Origin of the sequence: Candidatus Paceibacter sp. (assembly GCA_013360865.1) — a bacterium.
GTDB lineage: Bacteria > Patescibacteriota > Minisyncoccia > UBA9983 > UBA9983 > SURF-57.
The window spans coordinates 77670-96547 of the sequence record JABWAS010000003.1; the positions used below are offsets into that span (position 1 = coordinate 77670).

Sequence of the window (18878 nt, forward strand, 5' to 3'; positions counted from 1 at the left end):
TTTATTGCTTTATTTTATAAATCAAAAATCTTTTATCAATATTGGCGACTTTTTCCATAACGTTTTTAATCTCGCTCTCCGGCAAGGCCAGCTCGTTGAATTTTTGGTCAAAGATAAAATAAGTCGGCTTGTAATAATCGGTGCTTAAAATTTCCCTTAAATCTCTTTTGCGAAATTCCTCGTATTCCCGCGCCAAATTAATAGCCTTTTCGTCAGGCATATTTTTCCTGTATTGTATGCCGTACACTTCATAAGAAAGTTTGTTCCTTAACTCGCCCAAAAATTTACTCTCCGCTTCTTCTGCCTTTACGCCGGAAAACCACGCTTTCAAAAACGCGTAGCGCTTGAAAACATCCCCGGGCAAAAGATAATACTGCGCGAATCCGGAAGGGTAAATATCCAAAGGAGTAAACACCGGCACAAGCGAAGACAGCTCGACATTGCCGAAAATAATGCTTCGCTCCGGCGCGTTTTTATCAAGCCATTTCATGACGGACATGTACTCCTGCCTTTGGTAGGCGGTTTGCCGGACGTGCAGATAGGAAGCCGTCTGCCATTTGAAGTTGTTAAGAAAAAGAAACACCAAAGCGAGGGCGACTAACGCCGCTTTTGGAAAATCATTCCTGAAAAATTTTACTTTCCCGATGTAATGCCACGCCGCAAACACGGCAAAAAATAGGAGCATTAAAATCGTGGACATAAAGTGGTAATGGGGCGATTGTATGGATTGGCCGGTAATGACCTGCTGGTTGTAAACGATAAGAATGGAGAAGCCAAAAAGCGCTCCGAAAATTGACGCTTCTTTGCCGATGTCGCGTCCCCAGCCGAACAAATATCTTAAAAACAGAAAACCGCTTATAACCGCCACCAATATCAAAGAGCCGGAAATAAAGAAACCACGTCCGGAAACCATGCCGAACCGCAAAGCTGCTTCGGAATATACCGGGGAAGAAATCGCCCTAAAAACTTCAAACCAGTACGGAACCGACAAAAGCAAAGCCGTCGCCAATGTCAGCAGTGTTCCTTTGGCCAAATTGTAGTTTTTCGCTACAATAGCGAAAACAAGAAACAATCCGGTAAACACCAGCAAAAAAGTCCAGGTAAACAAATAAAAATAAAAAGAAGCCCCCAAAATTACCCCAAGAAACGCGGCGGTCATAACTTTAGGATTTTTAATCAACTTGTAAAACAAAGCCAGATAGCCGAAAAACAACATTGACGATATTTCCGGGTTTATCGGCCGGAAGTAGTTGTTGAAGCCGGTGTGATAATCGGGTCCAAACACGAAGACGCTTAAAATTTCTTTCGGCCGCGCCGCCAGATTGCTGCCTAAAATGACAAAAGAAGCGGCCAGAATGGCTGTTGACCTTTTCCCGCCTAAGGCAAGCGATAAGTAATATAACAAAAGAAACAAAACAAAAGGAGAAACAAACTTCATCGCCATATTGAAGCGGACGACTCCAAGTCCGGTAATCCGGCTCAAAAATCCGGCCAACGCTTCCCCTCCTTCCGGATACAAAAAGGGTATGTTTTTTGGAGTTGAGTAAACGTTGCTTAATATGTACCTGCCGTCGCTGGCCTCGCGCATGGAGGCCAGATAATGCTCTTCCGCGTCCGTTCCCATAAGCGGCGCGCCTTTGTATTCCGTTCCCGCTTCGTACACAAAATACAGCTCCGGAAAGCCAACAGCCAAAGCGGCCAAAAAAGCAACCGCCAACGCCACCCAGTGTTTTTTTATTTTATTTAAGAACCCCATTTTATTTTTTTAACTTTGCTACAGCGAAAACGCTTATACCTAAGGGTAAATTTATTCCCATTCGGTCAAGGATAATATTCTCAACCTTAATTATAAAGGATAACAGTCCGTTAATAAAACGGGGTGGATGAATATTCAAGAAAGCGAGCCTTGGGTAATCTGATTTTTTGCCTGACAATCCCAAAAAATAAAGAGCTTTTTTTGCGACGATCAACGCCAGCAAAGGAAAAAACAAAACAAAATTCCAGTAAGAAATTCTTTGCACTATAAAATCTTCTTTTTCCAGAAGATTTTTGAGACCGGCTTTTGTGTACCTTCTAAAATGTTGGTTCTCGATGTCATGAGTGTCCCACAAAAAATTAAAAGCCGGAACGAAGATTATAACATTGCCGCCAGACTTTAACATCTTTTTCCATTTCGCCAGGATGTTTCTGTCGCCCTGTATATGCTCTATCACGTCAGAAGCGATAATCGCGTCAAACTTTCCAATCTTGGATTTAAAAAATTCATCGCTTTCCAAAAAAACTTTGTTCAGACCGCTAGCGCGACAGACTCTCACCGCCTCCTCGCTTATCTCCAAACCGTACACATTATCGTATCCCTGCCTGTTTAAAGAACGAATGACATAGCCGCCGCCACATCCGTAATCAAGAATCTCAGCTTTTTTTCCGAGTGATATTTTTTTGACGAGCCTCCAAAGAATATCCCTCCTGGCCAAAAACCACCAGCCGGACTCATCAGCCGAGTAATATTTTTGAGCGTAATTTCGTTCCATGTTCGCGATTTAATTAAGCCCTGGTTCCAACCACTGTCCAACTGTTTCCGTTTGATTGGTAAATTTGGATGTTTTCAAGACCTTTGTCGCGCAAGAGAGCTTCCGCTTCTTCTTTTTTCCAATAATTGGCAATCTTGGGCAGAAGTTGGTCCAAGGCTATATAGTGAACATGACGGAAACTGAAACCTTTAAGTTGTTTTAGATAAGGATGCTTGACTGGAAAAAATTTTACATACAAATAAAGCGGGGCACTTACTAGAAACGTCAACCAGTTAAGCAAAAACGGCGGTAATTTGGAAGTCAGAATTTTTCTGACGGGAGAAACGAATTTGACTATCCATTCGTTGCCTTCGTAACCGTAAACCCAGACAAGCACCTCGCCTCCCTTTTTTACGGAATTGACCATATTCAAAACGGCCTTGTGCGGATCGGCCAGATGATGGACGACTCCTATGGAGAAAGCGATATCAAACCGGTCTTTGAAGTCAATGTCGTATATGGATTTGTACAAAACTTCGGCGTTTTTAAAACCGGCCAGATTTTTCCGCGCCGACTCCACACTTCTGTGGTCAAAATCAAAAGCCGTCGCCGAAGCGGCGCCCCATTTAAGCGGCCAGTAACTGTTGCGCCCCATGCCGCAACCGGCATCTAAAACGGCCTTGCCGGAAAAATCTTTCTCCGACAACGGGTATATCCATTTTTTGAATTGAATTTCGTGGTTCGGATCTATGGAAGAATATTTCCCCCACTCAAATCCGAATCTCTCCTGGGAAGCCATTTGTTTTAATTCGCCGCTTTGCTTGATTGATAATTTACGGCCTGCTCCGTTTCCGGAAATTCCAGCTCTGGCAAACCTCCTTTTTTCTCGTCGTACGCCGGGTGATCTTCTATGGCGATGGGCACATTTTCAAACTTGAAAACCGGGTCCATATACTTTTCTATAAACTCCCGGCTGACTCCGGCGTAGCACATTTTGTATTTCTTCTTAAAGACGGGGTTGCTTCTGGCTTTGTCCCACGCTTCCTTAAGGCTCATGTTATGGACGTTGCCGAGGGATATCGGCATAAAGAAACACGGGAACAGTTCGCCGGTGGCGTTTATTCCAAGATAAGAATTGCCGGCCGGACAGCCGAAACCGAAAAAGTTGTTGGTAAGATGAGTGGAAACATAATTGCTTTTATAAGAAATTTCGTTCAGCTTTTTCACGTCTGCCGCCGTAAGCAGATCATCTTTGTGTTTGGTCGCTCCTCCGGTGGGGATAATGGCGTTGACGCTCAAGGGTATTTTTTTCTTCTCCACGAACTCAACCATCTTGTCAAAGTTGCCGTTGGTGAAGTCGTGATGCGAAGCCACGCTCGCCAACTGGAAGACCATTCCGTACTTGTCGCAATATTCCTTGGCCTTGAACGCCTTGGCGTACGCCCCCTTCAGCTTCAAAATATTATCATGCTCTTCTTCGTTTATGGAATGAATGGAAATAGTTATGGAGGTAAGGCCCGCTTCGGCCAATTCTTTGACTTTTTCCTCCGTCAGCAGGTAGCCGTTTGTGGCTATCATGGAAACCATTCCGTGATAATTTATTCTGGCTATGAGCTTATTCAGGTCTTTGTACAACAACGGCTCTCCGCCGATAAGGCACACTACCGGCACTCCCAGCGCGGCGCACTCGTCTATGATGCTTAAATATTTTTCGGTGGAAATGTTACCCTTTTTATCGGTGAAAAGGTTATTGGAGCAAAAATCACACCGGGCGTTGCAGGCCAGTGTGACAAATATTTCCACAAATCTTATCTGGTCTTTTTTTAACAAATTGACTCTGGCGTAGCACTTAACGAATCTTAAAAAAGCGCGGAAGTTCGGGATAAACTTCAGCGTGAACATTACGGTGTGGTATTTTGTGACCAGATTTTTAAAAAATCCCAGTTTCGGCTTCTTGGCGGCTTTGTCGCAGTTTGAGCAGTTGTTGTTCATGGTGAAATAAGATTATTCTTGAACCAGCGGGTGAAAATTACAAGGTTCCAAAGTATTTTCTTGTTGTCCATTTTACCCGAAAGGTGGTCATTTATCAAACGCCGGACGACGTCAAAATTTATAAACCCCGTTTCTTTTATATTGCTCTCGCTAAGGGTTTCCAGCATAAAATCTTTGAGCTCGTTTCTTAGCCACGCGGCCAGCGGAACGCCGAAGCCTTTCTTTTTCCGGTGGATTATGGCCGCCGGCAGTTTGCCCTCCATCGCTTTTTTGAAAACATGTTTTGAATTGATGCCCTTAAGCTTCAGATTGTGCGGCAAGGAGTTGGCAAAATCAACCAGGCGGCAATCAAGAAAAGGCGAACGTTCTTCCAGCGAGCTGTACATACTGGCGCGGTCGGCTTTAAACAGTATGTTGTCGGAAAGATAATATTTTTGGAAAAGCAAAACCACTTTCGCCATATAATCGGAATCCTTATGGTCGTTCAAATATTCATCGGCAAAAGCAAACAGTTCTTTTTCCGCGTCTCTGCCGAAAAGAAAAAGCTCTTTCAATAATCTGTGGTATCCGCCCACGGCGGCAAAATCTCTTAAATGAGCGGGAAACCTTCCGGACATAATGGCTCTTTGGGCCATAAATGGAAAAGCCATGTTTTTGGAAGAAGCGGGGAAAATTTTCAGTAAGTGTTTCGCGAAAAAATCGTTTATTTTTATTTTACGCAGTCCGGTCAGATGAAGAACTTTCTGGAATTTGTAATTCGGGTACCCCATAAACAACTCGTCGCCGCCGTCGCCGCCCAACGCCACCGTCACCTGCTCCCGGGCGAATCTGGAAAGAAGAAAGGTCGGCAAAAGCGACGGATCGCCGAACGGCTCGTCCAGCTTGGCAAAAATTTCCGGCAAAAAATCCGTCATTTCTTTCGGGCTGAACTCTTTGTGGTAATGATTTGAACCGACAGCTTTGACAGCCATTTTAATGTAGCCGCTTTCGTCAAAAGTTTTCTCCCGAAAGCCGATGGAAAAAGTTTTAAGGTCGCTTTTGTGCTTCTTGGCGAAATAAGCCACGGAGGAAGAATCAATGCCGCCGGAAAGAAACACGCCCAAGGGCGCGTCAGATACCAGCCTGGCCTTGACGGAATCTTCCAACAAGCCGGCCAGTTTTTCGGCTGCTTTTTCTTCGCCGACAGTAATGTCTTCTTTTATTTTCAGCTCGTAAAATTTATCCGATCTTATCCGTCCATTCTCCCAAACCAGCATTTGCCCGTTTTCCAATTTGGAAATGTCTTTAAAAACCGTCCTGGGTTGCGGAACATAGTCAAAAGCGAAAAATTGATAAACCGCCAGCGTGTCCAAATCTTTGGAAATAGTCGGGTGCACCAACATGGCGCCTATTTCGGAAGCAAAAACAAGCTCCCCGTTTTTGAAGCTCCAGTAAAGCGGCTTCTCGCCCATCCGGTCCCGAGCCAAAATAATTTTCCCGTTTCGTTTGTCGTAAATGGCCAAAGCGAACATGCCATTGAGCATTTTCAGACACTCCTCGCCGTATTCCTTATACAAATAAATTATCACTTCCGTATCCGTGCCGCTGGCAAATTTGTAACCTTTTTTCTGAAGCTCTTCTCTTAATTGCCGGAAATTATAAATCTCGCCGTTGTAAGACAAAAAAACGTCGCCCTGGTCGCACTTCATCGGCTGATGTCCGGCCGGACTCATGTCCAAAATACTCAAGCGGGAATGAGCCATGGAAACGCCATCGCATTCGTAAAAACCGAGGTTGTCTGGCCCCCGGTGTCGCAACGCGGCAATCATCTTTTCCAAAACCGGCCGATTGCCTTTCCCCGTGAATCCCGCTATTCCGCACATTTTTATTCAAAATTTATTTTTTCCGCGATTTGATAAGGTTTTTTGTTTTGAGATTCAAAATAAACCCTCATCAGCATTTCCGCCAGAACGCCCATGGCGATAAGCTGGACGCCCACCATTACCAACAGAGCGCACAAAATCGGCAGAGGCGTGTCAACAAAATCGCGCAGCCCCAATATTTTTAAAACGATTGTCAGCAAACCGGTCGCCACCCCCAGGGAGAAAACCAGAAATCCGGCCCCGCCGAAAAAGTGCATCGGCCGGGTCATGTATTTATCCAAAAATTTAACAACCACCAAGTCCAGCAAAACTTTGAATATCCGGCTCATTCCGTAATTGCTCTTCCCTTTCCGGCGCGGGCGGAAATCAACCTCCACCTCCGAAACCTTGGCGCCTCTCCATGAAGCGTAAGCCGGGATGAATCGGTGCATCTCTCCGTAAAGCGAAGCGTCTTTTATAACGCTTCTCCGGTAAGCCTTCAGCGTGCAACCGTAATCGTTGAGCTTGACCCGGGTTATTTTTGAAATAAGTTTGTTGGCCAGCATAGACGGGAGCTTTCTCCTTAATTTCTGGTCGTTCCATCTCCCCTTCCTCCAACCGGAAACGACGTCGTAACCCTCGTTTATCTTTTCCAGCATTTTGAAGATGTCATTCGGGTCATTTTCCAGGTCGCTGTCAATGGGAACTATCACGTCTCCGGAAGAATGATGTATGCCGCAGAAAATGGCGGCAGTCTGACCGAAGTTGCCGTGAAAATGAATGACCTTTATATTTTTGTTTTTGGAAGCGGCCTCGTTTAAAACGGAGCGGGTGTTGTCCCGCGAACCGTCGTTGACGGTTATTATCTCATGTTCATGGTTTTTTAAAACAGCCTGAAGTTCGTCAAAAAGCTGATTGAGATTGTCCGCCTCGTTGTAAATTGGCACGACTACGGATATTTTCATGGTGTGGAAATTAATATTTTACTTTGACCTATTTTTCCACGCAAACCAGAGTTTGTCAATTATATAAACGAAACCGGCGAAGAAGAAAACGTAGAGCGGCAAACGGTATCGGGCGAAGTTGAACGGCGACATCAGAAAAGCGGTGTAAAAAGCCATCAGCGCGGACAGCGCGAAGAACAGGAAGCTCGGCTTGTCTTTAAAGAACGAATACAAAACGGCCGCCAGCGATGAGGCAAAAAAAGCCAGCCAAAGAAGCATGCCGAAAATGTAGATTGATTTCTTTAAATCCAGTCCGGCAAAAAATTCTTTTACTTCTCCCATATCCCCTTTCATAAAAGCGGCGGTTATGTCCGGCTTGGAATATTCTCCGGTGTGGGCGGAATAAAGGTCAAAATAGCCCGATTCTATGAAAAACGGCGCCATCTTGACCAAATGCAGAGGCACGTAATCTTTAAGATTGCTCATAATGTATTTTTTTGATTCGGAATCGTAGTAATCAAACTGCTTATTCAGCTCCTCATTGGTGTACAATGTACAATTCCAATCCTTGGCCGCCACGTGCGACGGCCCCAAATCATTCGCGGCCTGGGCGGCGACCATGTCGTACGCCTCTTGATAAGAGATGTTTTTTTGAAGCGCCAAAAGCGGCGGCAAATTGTAATAGTAAACGTTGGTGGCGGTTATCATCGCCAGAGAGAAACGGTCGTAAACTAATTTGTTTCTTACCATCCACACTCCCGCGACGGCCCAGAACAAAAAATTAAAAGCAAGCAACAAGATAACGATTTCCTTGAACTTTTTGGCGAAAAACGCGTCGCCTGTCTTGATTTTATTCCGAAAAACAAAAAGAAATATTAAAACAACGGAAATCAGGGCGGGTATTAAAAGCGCCGTCGGTCGGGTTAAAACAGCCAAGCCAAAAAACAAAAAGGAAAGCATTATGTGTTTTGCCGTTCCTTTTTTCAAAAAAACAAACAAGAAATACATCGCCGCCAGGAAAAGCGGGATGTATAGGTTTTCGCTCGCCAGCAGGAAATTGTGCCACGCCCAAAACGGCTCCAGCGCCCAGATGAGTACCGCCCAAAAGGCGATTTTTTCGGGAAGAAACAGACGGATTGTTTTATATCCGATGAGTAAAGAAACAAAAGCGAAGAGAAGGTGAAAAAAGTAAATTGACCACTGGGTTTTAAATAAAAAGAAAAGCGCGGAGGTAAAAGTGTAATAAAGCGGCGGGTGCCAGTCACACGTCTCGTGGAACTTCTGCGTCAACACGGCTTGGGCCGGCTGGGACCAGCCGTAAAAATTGGCCCACCCGCCCTTGTCGGCGCTGGCCGCCCAAAAAGAAGAAAACACGATAACCCGCGCCAAAATAAAGGCGGCGATTATAATAAGCCATTTCTTATTCCCTTTTAAAAATGTCATGCCCTTCGTTTTTTATAAACCCATTCCAGCAGCGCCATAAAACCGGAAAAGTAAACAAAAAAATGTTTCGGACTTCTGATTCTTTTTATGTACCCCAGGATAATGCGCGGCCGGAAATAAAATTTCCGGAAAAATTTCTGGTTGTATTTTTCCAGGTCTTCTTTGGTAAGACCGAACGGCACGAACACCGCTTTCCAGTTGTTCAGCTTTTTCCAGTCGTTGTCAAAGGTGCCGTATTTTTGCCAGTTTCTGTAAATTTCCGACCCGGGCATCGGAGTCATCAGCGTGCAGTGAAACTCGTCTATCTTCAAAGAAAGGGCGAAGTCAATGGTTTCCTGCAACGTTTCTTTGGTCTCCCCCGGATGCCCCATTATGAAAAACGCCCCCACGCCGATTCCTGCTTCCTTTGTCCAGTTAACGGCGTTTTTAATTTGCTCCTTGGTGGTGTTTTTCTTTATCAGCTTCAGTATCTCGTTGTTGCCCGATTCTATGCCGTACCATACCTGCCAGCAGCCGGCTTCTTTCATCGCCTTCAGCATTTTCGGCTCCACCATATCCACGCGGGCCAGCGCCGTCCACACCGGCTTGAGCTTTTTTTCTTTCATCAATTCGCAAAACCGGAACAGTCTCGGCTTGAAAACCGTGAAGTTGTCGTCGCGAAACTGTATTTCTCTTATGCCATATTTCTCATAAAGCCCGGTCACCAAATCAATCATATATTCGGCCGAATGGGCCGACAGGGCGTTGCCGTAAACGCTTCTCGTGCAGAAAACGCACTGGCCAGGACAGCCTCGCGAAGTCACCAAGTTGCAGGCGGGAAATTTTTTAACGGTGTGCACCGGCGGAGAGTAAGCAAACAGATCAGGCAGCAAGTCAAAGGCCGGCTTCGGCAGGTCGTCCAAATTTCTCGTTCTGGAACGGGTAGGAGTAATCACGAATTTTTCTCCGACTTCATCCTTAAAAATCAGTCCGTTCACGCTTCTTAATCTGTTCTTATCAAGGCCGGATTCCTTCACAACCAGCGCCAGTTCGGACAATGTTTTCTCGCCTTCGCCGATAACGCCGACGTCAAAATGAGGAAAGCGGTTGAGAGTTTCTTCCGGGGCGGTGGTAATATGATGGCCGCCGATAACGGTGACGATGTCCGGTCTTATCTTTTTTATTTCTTTGGCCACAGCCGCGGCGTTGTCCACGGAAACGGTCACAGCCGTGAAACCGACCAGCCCGGGATCCTCGGCGAGTATTTTTTCCGTCGCCATTTTAATATTAAGTCCCAAAATTTCCGCGTCTATTATTTTTACCGGATAACCATCATCTCTTACGGAAGCAGCCAGATACAAAAGCCCTAAAGGTATCGTTTCTCCTCCGCTTTGATGCTTTACGCCGTACCTTTCTTCCAGGGTCAAGGGTGGCTGTACCAGGATAATTTTCATATTTTATGATTTTATCTTATATTTTAGCAGCGTCCAAACCGCGATAAATCCGTCTTTTAATTTTATTTTCTTCCCTTCCGCCCTTGAGCGAGGCGTGTAGTCTATCGGAATTTCGTGAATGGTTATCTTTTGCCTGGCAATTTTTGCCGTAATCTCCGGACAAAATTCAAAACCGTCGGAACAAAGATTGAAATTTTCAAGCGTTCTCCGGCTGACCATCTTATAACAAGTGGCCTCATCAGTGATTTTTGTCCTATAAAGAAAGTTAGTCAGAAAAGTGAGGAATAGCCCGCCCAAATAATATTGCCAGCCAGCGGTAGGACTTTTACCCTTTCCCAGTCTCCTGGAACCGTAAATGGCTTCGGCGTTGTTTGCCACGGCGTGTTCCAACATTCTTTTAAAATCGTTTGGGTTATATTCCAAATCGGCGTCCTGGATGACAGCGTAATCGCCGGACATTATTTTCAAGCCGGTTCTGACCGCCGCGCCTTTGCCTTGGTTTTTTTCGTGATATACGATTTTGTGCCTTGTCTCGTAACTTTTAAGAATTTCGCGCGTGCCGTCCAGCGAGCCGTCGTCCACCACTATTATTTCTTTGGAAACGCCTCCCAAATCTGTTTTTTCAAGAATATCCAGGATTTTTTCAATCGTGGATATTTCGTTGAAAACGGGAATGATGATGGATAATTTGTTTATTGTCATTGTTATTTAAAACTGTTTCCATATTTTATCCTATATCTTCTTTTTTATAAAATTAAGTATGGTTTCCGCCCGGTTTTTCCACTGGTAATTTTTTACTTTTTCCAGCGCCTTTACGGCTTTTTCTTTCGCCGTGCCGTAATTTTCAAAAGCAGATTTTATCTTTTCGGCGAAAGAAACCGGGTCGTCCGGCGCGGCAAAATACGCTTCTTCGTCGGTTAAAACTTCCCTTATTGAGGGCAAATCGGAAGCAACTATGGGCCGGGCGGACGCCATGTAAGAAAAAAGCTTAAGTGGCGAAGTAAAGCCAACGGAAACTTTGTCTTTGCCGGTGTTGGGCAGAACCAAAACATCGGCCACCGCCTGGTTTTCTCCAATTTCCCTGTAAGGACGCTGGCCTAAAAAAGAAACCCTGGGGTATTTTTTATCCACCTGGGCAATCTGACCGGCTTCTCCTCCGATGACAACAAACAGAACTTCCGGCAACAATTTAGACGTTTCCAGCAGCGTTTCCGCTCCTTTCCAGCCGTCCAAACGCCCTATATACATGGCGATTTTTTTATCAAGAGGCAACCCAAGTCTTTTTCTGGATTCGGCTTTGTCAAAATTTTTGGAAAAATCTCCGAGGTCAATGCCGTCCGGAGCGACAACAATCTTATCGGCGGACACGCCTTTGTCTTCATAAAATTTTTTAAGCCCTCCGGCGATGGCGACAATGCCTTTGCATCTTCTAATGAGCCTTTTGGCAAAAAAATTAAAATTGCCAACGTGCGTTTCCCAGAAAATATTTTTTTTAAAAAAGCTTGCCAAATACAACGGCATTTCGTCGCGGGAATAAATTATGCCGCTCCTTTTAAAAAGCGAATAAATAACCGCTATTTTTGAAAAAATCAGCGCGTGGACCAAAAAACCCGCCCTGCCAAGCCACACAAAATCAGCGGAAGGTATCCTGATAATCTTAAAATTATTTTTAACCCCGTAATAGCGGAAAGGGTCATCTTTTATTTTATTAAATCTCCAGGGCACCAGCAGTTCCACGACGCAACCGCTATCGGCAAGCGCCTCGCAAGTCTTCATTATTTGGATACCGTGGGCTTTTTCCGTCGGCAAACGCATATTGGCTATGTATATTATCTTCATTTTTTTATTTAATCAGAAACGCCGTAAAACCGCTGGATTGATTGCTGCCGCTTTTTTTAAACAAGCGATCCAAAAAATTTCCCACGGCGACAAAAAAACTTATCCTGCCCAATGGAGTCAGATGGATTACGGAAGCCGCCGCCCCCCGGATATTATGCGTTTCCATTACGGAAAAATTTTTAAACATCATCTTGAGAACGTCCGGCGTAAATCGCCAGTAGTCGTTGTAATATCCTTTTTCCGGGTGGTAGTAATAAAGAAACGGCGCCTGGAACAGGCAATATCCGCCCGGCTTCAAAACCCGGTAAAGCTCCTTGGCCGCCGTCAGCGGGTCTTCAATGTGTTCAAAAACCGCCATGCAAATAATAGCGTCGACGGAATTGTCGGCAAAAGGCATATTATGGATGTCGCCCACTACGTCGGGATTATAATCAGGCACCACGTCCATAATTTTATAGTCCACTCTGTTTTGCCTTATCGCCTCCGCTATCCACTTCATATCCGGATTGACCCTGTTCCCTTTCGCGGTGGAGATTCTCAAACTGCCGCCGATGTCAATAATCGACTTTTTATCCGTCAGGATTTTCATCATTTTGCCGCGGAAAAAACCTTCCCACGGAACAATAATTTTCGTTTTTATTTCTTTAAGTTTTAAAAGCGATGGTTTCATAAAAATTTTTTAAAATCTATACCGTTTCGCGCAGTATTTTTTCAAACTCCGCGGCGATGATTTCCGGCCTGAGTTTTTCCCGGAAAAGTTTATATCCGCCGGCGGCGATTTTTTCAAGCAAACCCGGATTGTTTTTAAGAGTCCTGATTTTGGCGGCAAGGTCTTCCGGATCGGCCGGCCGGCAAAAAAGGCAATTCTCCCCGTCGGAAAAAAGTTCCCGAACGGCCGGAGTGTCCGCCGTCAAGACGGCCTTGCCCATGGCGACGGCGTCGTAAACTTTGTTCGGTACGACCCGCGACGCCTTGCCGGTGTCGCCGAATATTCCTAGAACGACGTCGGCCCGCTTAATATAATCCGGAATCTTGTCGTAGGCGACCGGATCTATGAAGTTGACGTTCTTTACACCAATGTCTTCGCTCACTTTTCTGACTTGTTTATAAGTCTGCCCCCGGCCTATGATGTTAAACACCACGTCTTCTTCTTCCAAAAGTTTAGCAGCTTTTACGATATGCTCCACCCCGTGCAGAGGGATAAAAAATCCGTGAAAGTGAACTATAAATTTATCTCCTTTTTCTTCAGCCGCCGCAGGACGCATTGTTTTCTCTTCCGTTCCAATAAACAGCCGGCGAAACTTTGACACGGGCGATTTAAACGTCCGGCGAAAATAATCGGCGTTGGCGGCGGTGTCCATAATTACCACATCGCACAAACGACACAAAAGCCAGTCCAAAACGTAATAATAAGCCGCTTTAAAGCTAAATCGGGAAACTTTTTTCCGGTCAAAAACCATCGTGTCATACAAAGAGACAATCGGGTCGGCGACTATTTTTTTCTTTGAAAGTATTTTCGCCAGAATTGATATTGTTTGCCCTCCGGCATAAGCCAGAAACATCACGTCATAATCCTCGCTGGTTTTGCGGTATTCTTTAAGCAAAAACCAAAACCGCCAAAGCGAAGAAACGGGAGTATTGCACTCATCAATTTCCCAGCCGCGCTTCTTAAGCCCTTCCAGTAAAATCCTGGTCCTGGCATTGACCGGATCGCTTTTATTGTATATTCCGAAAAATAGGACTTTCATATAAAGCCTTTTAGTTGGCGCACTTTTCGCACAAAGGATAGCCGCGCCGCCCGGCTTTTTTTCTCTTGCTTCTAACCTCCGGCAGATGCCAAAACTCCCTAAGCGGTTTTTCCAGAACATTGCCATAAATATACTGGCCGTTGATGTCGTAGCAGCACATCGCCAGCCGGCCGTCCGCCAGCGCCACAATGTTGGACGAAGGCAGCTCGCAGAATTTTTTCCTGTTCTTGACGGCCAAATCCCCTCCTTTTTTCTCGTACCTTATTTTGGAAGCGTAGCGAGGATCGTCCGGCAGGAATTTTTCCGACAACTCTTTAATCTCTTCCTTGGAGTAAGCGTACTCGCTCAAGGCGAACGACTTTATTCTCAAGCGATCCACTCCCAGTTCTTTGGCCAATCTTTTTACATCCTCAACTTCTCCCTGATTAAACTTGGTAAGAATAAACTGCAGCTCAACGTACGGCTTTCTCCGTCCTGATTCTTTTTTCAGACGGCAGAAATTTTTTATGTTTTCAAGCACTTCTTCAAAAACGGCCCCTTCGCGGAAAACCTCATAGCTTTCCTTGCTCATCCCGTCAAGGCAAAGAATCGCTTCATCCAGTCCGGAGTTCAAAAGCTCTTTTGATCTTTTTTCGTCCAACAAAACGGCATTGGTGCTTATCACCGTGTACATGTTGTTTTGGTGGGAATATTTTATCATTTCCGCCATGCGCGGATTGACCAGCGGGTCATTGGAAAACCAGGGCAAAACAACGGAAACGGAATCTTTGACGTTGTCTATTATTTTTTTATAATTTTCCAGGCTCATGGCCACCTTCGGCCTTTTGATTTTGTCGTGCGGGGTGGTGCAGGTCGGGCACTTCAAGTTGCAGAAACTGGCGGTTTCTACCATCGCCAGATAAGGATAATCAAAAAGTTTATGCTTTACGGCGGTGCGGACAAAATGCGCCGGCTTGGCGAAATTTCCGTCCAAAACGTCGTAAAGAACGTGTCTTTTAAACACGTGCCAGAAATGTTCCAATTTCGCTTTAATTTTCTTCATTTAAATTAACTTCCGGCTTTTCGCGCGACCACAAAAAGCACACTGCCATAATATTTCATCGCGGGCAGTAAAGCAATCATCCTCCTGATTTTTCCTTTAAGCCCCGGGCCGGCGTCTTGAGAGCTCATTTTGGCGGAAAAAACTTCTTCCGCTTTGTGCCTTTTCTTGAGATAATTTATTACTTCCATTGAAGAAACTATGTAAGTGAGATCGTCGTCCAATTTTTCATATCTGCCGGTGGCGGAAGTGAAATTTTCGCCCAACGTCCGGAATGTGGCGACTCCGAATATTCTGAAAAAATAATCGCAAATCCTTGCCGCTCCGAGCCAAACTTTATACCATATATTTTTGTGCCTCACGGCGTTAAGCCGCGACAACGGAAGCTCCAAATTGGGAGCGAGAAAAATCAAATGGCCGCCCGGCTTCAAAACTCGAACGGCTTCGTCAATCATCTCTTTCGGTTTTTTAAAATGCTCCAGAGAATACACGCCGAACGCGACATCAAACATTCTGTCACCGAATGGCAGCCTGCCATCATCCGGGTCAATCAAAGTAAACTTGGCACTCGTGACGGAGCTTTTTGCCGCGGCCTGTTTTAAAGCGTATTCCGAAACATCAATGCCATAATAATTTACGCTGTTTCCCATTTTGGTTGAAAATTCTCCTTCTCCGCAACCCAACTCCAAGACAAATGCTCCCGTTGGCGCGTTGTTTTTTATGAAATCAAGAATATATTTACGCCAGCCGTCGTCAAAACCGCTTTTCTCCAGCGCTTTATGATAATAAATTTTTTCGTAATCGGGCATTTTAATTTTTACGCCACCAACTTGTTACGTTCATCCGATAGGGGTGGAAGCACTTCCGGCAAAGCGGAATCTCTCCCGCCTCAAAACGCATATGCTTTCTTCTTATTTCCGCGAATTTTTCGCCGTCCCATATCTCTTCCAGTGTTTGTTTGGCAAAATCTCCCACGACCACGGATCCGTCAAAATCAATGCAGCAGAGAGCCACTCTGCCGTCGCTCATTACCACGAGCTCCCTCCACAACCGCAAACAAGGGTACGCTTTGGCGGAAGGTTTTTTCATTAAAGAAATGTCGGCGGTGTCGTTTCTGTTGTCGTCAAAAGAAATAATTATTTTATCCGCCCTGCCATGCCAAAACTTTTTAAACTCTTCCTGTTCGCCCTCGTTGTCTTTACTCCTTACGAACACAACCGCGACGCACGGCGACGGCGAACCAAGTTCCTTTTTTCTTTCTATCAGTTTTAGAATGTTTGAAACGGTTTTGTTAAAATCAAGACCTTTCCTTATTTTCTCGTAGGTTTCTTTTTTGACTCCATCAACGCTGAACCTTATGTCGTTTAAGCCGCTTTCAATTATTTTGTTTATAATTTCGCCGTTTAAAACGGAACCGTTGGAGAAAAGCTGGATACGGACGCCTTTTGACTCAAGATATTTTATCCGCTCAAAAATCGCCGGGTCCAAAAACGGCTCGTTGTAAAAATTAAGGTTGAATTTATAGACGCCGTGGCTGACGCAATCGTCCACGATTTTTTTAAACAGGTCCATCGGCATCGCCTTCTTCGGTCTGGTCATTTTCGGATATGGGCACATGACGCAGGCGGAATTGCAGACATTGGACGGTTCAACCGTAACAATAAGGTCGGACAGCTTGAATTCTTTGAGTTTTTTGTTTATCGGAAAAGAATAAATTTTCCGATACAACAACCCTAAAACGGGCAAATTTACAGCTTTTAAAAATCCGTTTTTAGCGCGGTTTTTGGCTTTTTTTATCATAAAAATTTTTTTATTTCTTCTTTCAGAAACATTAGTTCAAAAAATTTATCCGAGCGCAGATAATCCTCAAACGCTTTTCTGGCCTCTTTCTGCATTAAAACAAACTTTTCGCCGTTCAGATTCCGGTAAAAACCGGCGGCGGACTCCCCTATCTTTTTTATGTTTCTCCGGTCAATAAACAAACAGAAATCTTTATAATTTACAATCTGTTCCAATGGCAAAGCGCAATCCGTATCCACAAAAAGCGGCACCCGGCCGGCGCTAAGCGTTTCGTAAAACCGGAAAGAGAAATTGCCGTTGCCCCTTACAACCAACGCCAGGTCGGAACCGGACATATTTTCGGCGTATTCGCGGCGGGCAATTTCCGGCGGCAAGGAGATGGTGCTGGCGTGGCCCGAATAAGTCTTGCGCTCTATAAAATTAGTTTCAACCAGCCTGGACCGTTTGAGAATTTTTATGATTTTATTCCTAAGAGCGATGCCGTCCGCGGCGTCTATGTTTCTCCATCCGGCCAGGCGTAAAATTTTCTTGGCGAACTGCTTCGTTTTACGCCAAACGCCTCCGGACGAAGTCCAGCCGCAAAATCCTATTATCGGCTTGCTGTCCGTTTTCATCCTCGGCTGAAATTCAAACTCCCCCGTCAAATCCTCCACGAACGGCGGCATCATTATTTCGTTTTTTTCTTTTTCGCTTTTATAGCGAGAAGTTCTGAACACAATGGCGTTTTCCACGCAGACTTTTTCCATGGAGTCTCCGTAGATGAAGATTATTATTTTTTTATTGTGCTTTTTGGAAAGTCTCGCGAAGTTGTCCAAATATTCCTTTCTTTCCCTGACCAGGGGGAAATTATGAGGGATAAGCAAAAAATCCGCCGAAGCCGGATCCTCCGCTATTTCCACAAACGGTTTATTAAAATGGGCAAAGGCTTTCTTGGAAAAGAACAAATGAGCGTCCTTGGTCTGAACACCCCAATTCGGATAAAGAAGAGGCATATAAGACAAAGGGAGCGGAACATCAGTCCAAACTTTAATCATTTGTTAAATTTAGCAAAAAAATAGGGTTGTTTCCAGTTTAGCGAACGCGGAAAAAATTGATTATTTTTCCCGCCAGGACATTCAGACTATGGCTGTCCGAAACGTATTTTATAAAATCGCTTCTGACGGAACTTCCTTGTTTCGCAATTTTTTCTATTTTTTCGGCTATGGCAAAGGAATCCTTGGGCGCCATGTTTTCTTCCGGCAGAATATTTTTAAACGCTTCGTTGGAGGTCAAAATTTCCAACTCGCAGGCCATCGCTTCCAATACAGCCTTATCCAAACTGCCGGTATCGCTCAAATTCACAAACAAGTCGCCTCCCTTATAAAAATCCGCGATATTTCTATTGGGTATCGGACCGACAAATTCAATCATATCCTCAAGTTTTTTTTCTTTTATTTTCTGTTTCAAGCTTTCAAAATATTTTTTGTCGCTTTCCAGTATCGGCGCTCCGGCGATTTTAATTTGGAAATTAAAATTTTTATTTCTCAAAATTTCCGCCGCTTCTATAAGCAGATGCAGGTTTTTTGCCTCCGCCACTCTTCCAGCGGTAATAATTTTAAATTTTGAATCTTGTCCGCCAGCTGGCGGATTAACTTTTGAACTTTTATATTTGAACTTTTCCACGTCTACCCCATGTCCAGCAACTTCAACTTTTTTTGATGGAAGTCTGAAGCTTTCTTTTGAGGCGGTAAAAATTTTATCCACGAGCTTCTCGGCCAGCTTCAGTTTCCAATTTACTGATTTGTGCGTGTACCACAACAAGGTTTTTTTCCGGAAAATTTTAGGACACAAACCAGCGCCTAACACATACTCCGGGCACATATGATAAAAAACTCCGTCCGTTTTTTGCAACAAGCTCAACAACAACCACCGATATTTTAAAAATTTAACAATTTTCCCGTGCCCTTTTTCTTTTTCCAAAGAAAAAACTTTAACATTTCCCGGTAACTTATATTCCCCAACTTGGTTAGCCACAACAAACAAATCCGATTTTTCGGCCAGTTTTTCCAGCCAACCATGGAAAGAGCCCAGATTGGCATCGTCTATATCTACCTTTTGAGTTACAACCAAAAGTTTTACTCTTTTATCCGCTTTTTCCCAGCTCTGTTTGTATAACGCCATGGTTTCTTCTTTACTTGGCAGATTTTTTATGGCTAACAAAGCCCCCTCGGACAGCTTTTTTCTTAAAACACCGTCTTCCATCAATCTGGCCATGGCTTCCTCCAGTTCGATTTTGCCGCCGACAGGAAC

General features: G+C 44.6%; 17 protein-coding genes. All 17 read right to left on the reverse strand.

The window, feature by feature from the left end; genetic code table 11:
- Window position 1: 1 nt before the first annotated feature.
- Entirely contained in the window at window positions 2–1756 is a 1755-nt protein-coding gene (locus tag HUT38_01110; GenBank protein ID NUQ57076.1) for a hypothetical protein, read from the reverse strand.
- A 1-nt stretch (window position 1757) separates the two neighbouring features.
- Window positions 1758–2531: a methyltransferase domain-containing protein gene (locus tag HUT38_01115; GenBank protein ID NUQ57077.1), complete on the reverse strand. Its 774-nt coding sequence runs from the start codon at window positions 2529–2531 to the stop codon at window positions 1758–1760.
- A gap of 13 nt (window positions 2532–2544) precedes the next feature.
- Window positions 2545–3309 (reverse strand): class I SAM-dependent methyltransferase, encoded by a 765-nt coding sequence (locus HUT38_01120; GenBank protein NUQ57078.1) that lies wholly within the window; start codon window positions 3307–3309, stop codon window positions 2545–2547.
- A gap of 5 nt (window positions 3310–3314) precedes the next feature.
- The gene (locus tag HUT38_01125) at window positions 3315–4502 is read right to left on the reverse strand and encodes a radical SAM protein (protein ID NUQ57079.1); all 1188 of its coding nucleotides are present in this window, start codon (window positions 4500–4502) and stop codon (window positions 3315–3317) included.
- The gene (gene asnB / locus HUT38_01130; protein NUQ57080.1) at window positions 4499–6364 is read right to left on the reverse strand and encodes an asparagine synthase (glutamine-hydrolyzing); all 1866 of its coding nucleotides are present in this window, start codon (window positions 6362–6364) and stop codon (window positions 4499–4501) included. Before asnB ends, HUT38_01125 begins: the two co-directional genes overlap by 4 nt.
- Before the next feature lie 2 nt (window positions 6365–6366).
- Complete coding sequence (locus HUT38_01135; protein NUQ57081.1) at window positions 6367–7308, reverse strand: glycosyltransferase family 2 protein; 942 nt, start codon at window positions 7306–7308, stop codon at window positions 6367–6369.
- An 18-nt stretch (window positions 7309–7326) separates the two neighbouring features.
- Entirely contained in the window at window positions 7327–8730 is a 1404-nt protein-coding gene (locus HUT38_01140) for a glycosyltransferase family 39 protein (protein NUQ57082.1), read from the reverse strand.
- Complete coding sequence (locus HUT38_01145; GenBank protein NUQ57083.1) at window positions 8727–10163, reverse strand: cobalamin B12-binding domain-containing protein; 1437 nt, start codon at window positions 10161–10163, stop codon at window positions 8727–8729. The genes HUT38_01140 and HUT38_01145 overlap by 4 nt, the downstream gene beginning before the upstream one ends.
- Window positions 10164–10166: 3 nt before the next feature.
- Window positions 10167–10865 (reverse strand): glycosyltransferase family 2 protein, encoded by a 699-nt coding sequence (locus tag HUT38_01150; GenBank protein ID NUQ57084.1) that lies wholly within the window; start codon window positions 10863–10865, stop codon window positions 10167–10169.
- Between the two features lie 30 nt (window positions 10866–10895).
- On the reverse strand, window positions 10896–12002 hold the full coding sequence (locus HUT38_01155) for a glycosyltransferase (protein NUQ57085.1): 1107 nt from the start codon (window positions 12000–12002) through the stop codon (window positions 10896–10898).
- 4 nt (window positions 12003–12006) lie between these two features.
- Window positions 12007–12672 (reverse strand): class I SAM-dependent methyltransferase, encoded by a 666-nt coding sequence (locus HUT38_01160; GenBank protein NUQ57086.1) that lies wholly within the window; start codon window positions 12670–12672, stop codon window positions 12007–12009.
- A 16-nt stretch (window positions 12673–12688) separates the two neighbouring features.
- Entirely contained in the window at window positions 12689–13750 is a 1062-nt protein-coding gene (locus tag HUT38_01165; GenBank protein ID NUQ57087.1) for a glycosyltransferase, read from the reverse strand.
- Between the two features lie 10 nt (window positions 13751–13760).
- Window positions 13761–14792 (reverse strand): radical SAM protein, encoded by a 1032-nt coding sequence (locus tag HUT38_01170; GenBank protein NUQ57088.1) that lies wholly within the window; start codon window positions 14790–14792, stop codon window positions 13761–13763.
- Window positions 14793–14797: 5 nt separating this feature from the next.
- A complete protein-coding gene (locus tag HUT38_01175) occupies window positions 14798–15598 on the reverse strand; it encodes a class I SAM-dependent methyltransferase (GenBank protein NUQ57089.1) in 801 nt (266 codons plus the stop codon).
- Window position 15599: 1 nt separating this feature from the next.
- Complete coding sequence (locus tag HUT38_01180; GenBank protein ID NUQ57090.1) at window positions 15600–16589, reverse strand: radical SAM protein; 990 nt, start codon at window positions 16587–16589, stop codon at window positions 15600–15602.
- Window positions 16586–17623 (reverse strand): exostosin family protein, encoded by a 1038-nt coding sequence (locus tag HUT38_01185; GenBank protein ID NUQ57091.1) that lies wholly within the window; start codon window positions 17621–17623, stop codon window positions 16586–16588. Before HUT38_01185 ends, HUT38_01180 begins: the two co-directional genes overlap by 4 nt.
- 37 nt (window positions 17624–17660) lie before the next feature.
- Window positions 17661–18878: glycosyltransferase family 4 protein (locus HUT38_01190; protein ID NUQ57092.1), on the reverse strand; the 1218-nt coding region annotated here is incomplete at its 5' end.

What these genes read in the sequence shown, in the direction of transcription:
- HUT38_01110 (NUQ57076.1), bottom strand. Translation starts at nt 1,756, where the DNA reads ATGGGGTTCTTAAATAAAATAAAAAAACACTGGGTGGCGTTGGCGGTT.
- HUT38_01115 (NUQ57077.1), bottom strand. Translation starts at nt 2,531, where the DNA reads ATGGAACGAAATTACGCTCAAAAATATTACTCGGCTGATGAGTCCGGC.
- HUT38_01120 (NUQ57078.1), bottom strand. Translation starts at nt 3,309, where the DNA reads ATGGCTTCCCAGGAGAGATTCGGATTTGAGTGGGGGAAATATTCTTCC.
- HUT38_01125 (NUQ57079.1), bottom strand. Translation starts at nt 4,502, where the DNA reads ATGAACAACAACTGCTCAAACTGCGACAAAGCCGCCAAGAAGCCGAAA.
- asnB (NUQ57080.1), bottom strand. Translation starts at nt 6,364, where the DNA reads ATGTGCGGAATAGCGGGATTCACGGGGAAAGGCAATCGGCCGGTTTTG.
- HUT38_01135 (NUQ57081.1), bottom strand. Translation starts at nt 7,308, where the DNA reads ATGAAAATATCCGTAGTCGTGCCAATTTACAACGAGGCGGACAATCTC.
- HUT38_01140 (NUQ57082.1), bottom strand. Translation starts at nt 8,730, where the DNA reads ATGACATTTTTAAAAGGGAATAAGAAATGGCTTATTATAATCGCCGCC.
- HUT38_01145 (NUQ57083.1), bottom strand. Translation starts at nt 10,163, where the DNA reads ATGAAAATTATCCTGGTACAGCCACCCTTGACCCTGGAAGAAAGGTAC.
- HUT38_01150 (NUQ57084.1), bottom strand. Translation starts at nt 10,865, where the DNA reads ATGACAATAAACAAATTATCCATCATCATTCCCGTTTTCAACGAAATA.
- HUT38_01155 (NUQ57085.1), bottom strand. Translation starts at nt 12,002, where the DNA reads ATGAAGATAATATACATAGCCAATATGCGTTTGCCGACGGAAAAAGCC.
- HUT38_01160 (NUQ57086.1), bottom strand. Translation starts at nt 12,672, where the DNA reads ATGAAACCATCGCTTTTAAAACTTAAAGAAATAAAAACGAAAATTATT.
- HUT38_01165 (NUQ57087.1), bottom strand. Translation starts at nt 13,750, where the DNA reads ATGAAAGTCCTATTTTTCGGAATATACAATAAAAGCGATCCGGTCAAT.
- HUT38_01170 (NUQ57088.1), bottom strand. Translation starts at nt 14,792, where the DNA reads ATGAAGAAAATTAAAGCGAAATTGGAACATTTCTGGCACGTGTTTAAA.
- HUT38_01175 (NUQ57089.1), bottom strand. Translation starts at nt 15,598, where the DNA reads ATGCCCGATTACGAAAAAATTTATTATCATAAAGCGCTGGAGAAAAGC.
- HUT38_01180 (NUQ57090.1), bottom strand. Translation starts at nt 16,589, where the DNA reads ATGATAAAAAAAGCCAAAAACCGCGCTAAAAACGGATTTTTAAAAGCT.
- HUT38_01185 (NUQ57091.1), bottom strand. Translation starts at nt 17,623, where the DNA reads ATGATTAAAGTTTGGACTGATGTTCCGCTCCCTTTGTCTTATATGCCT.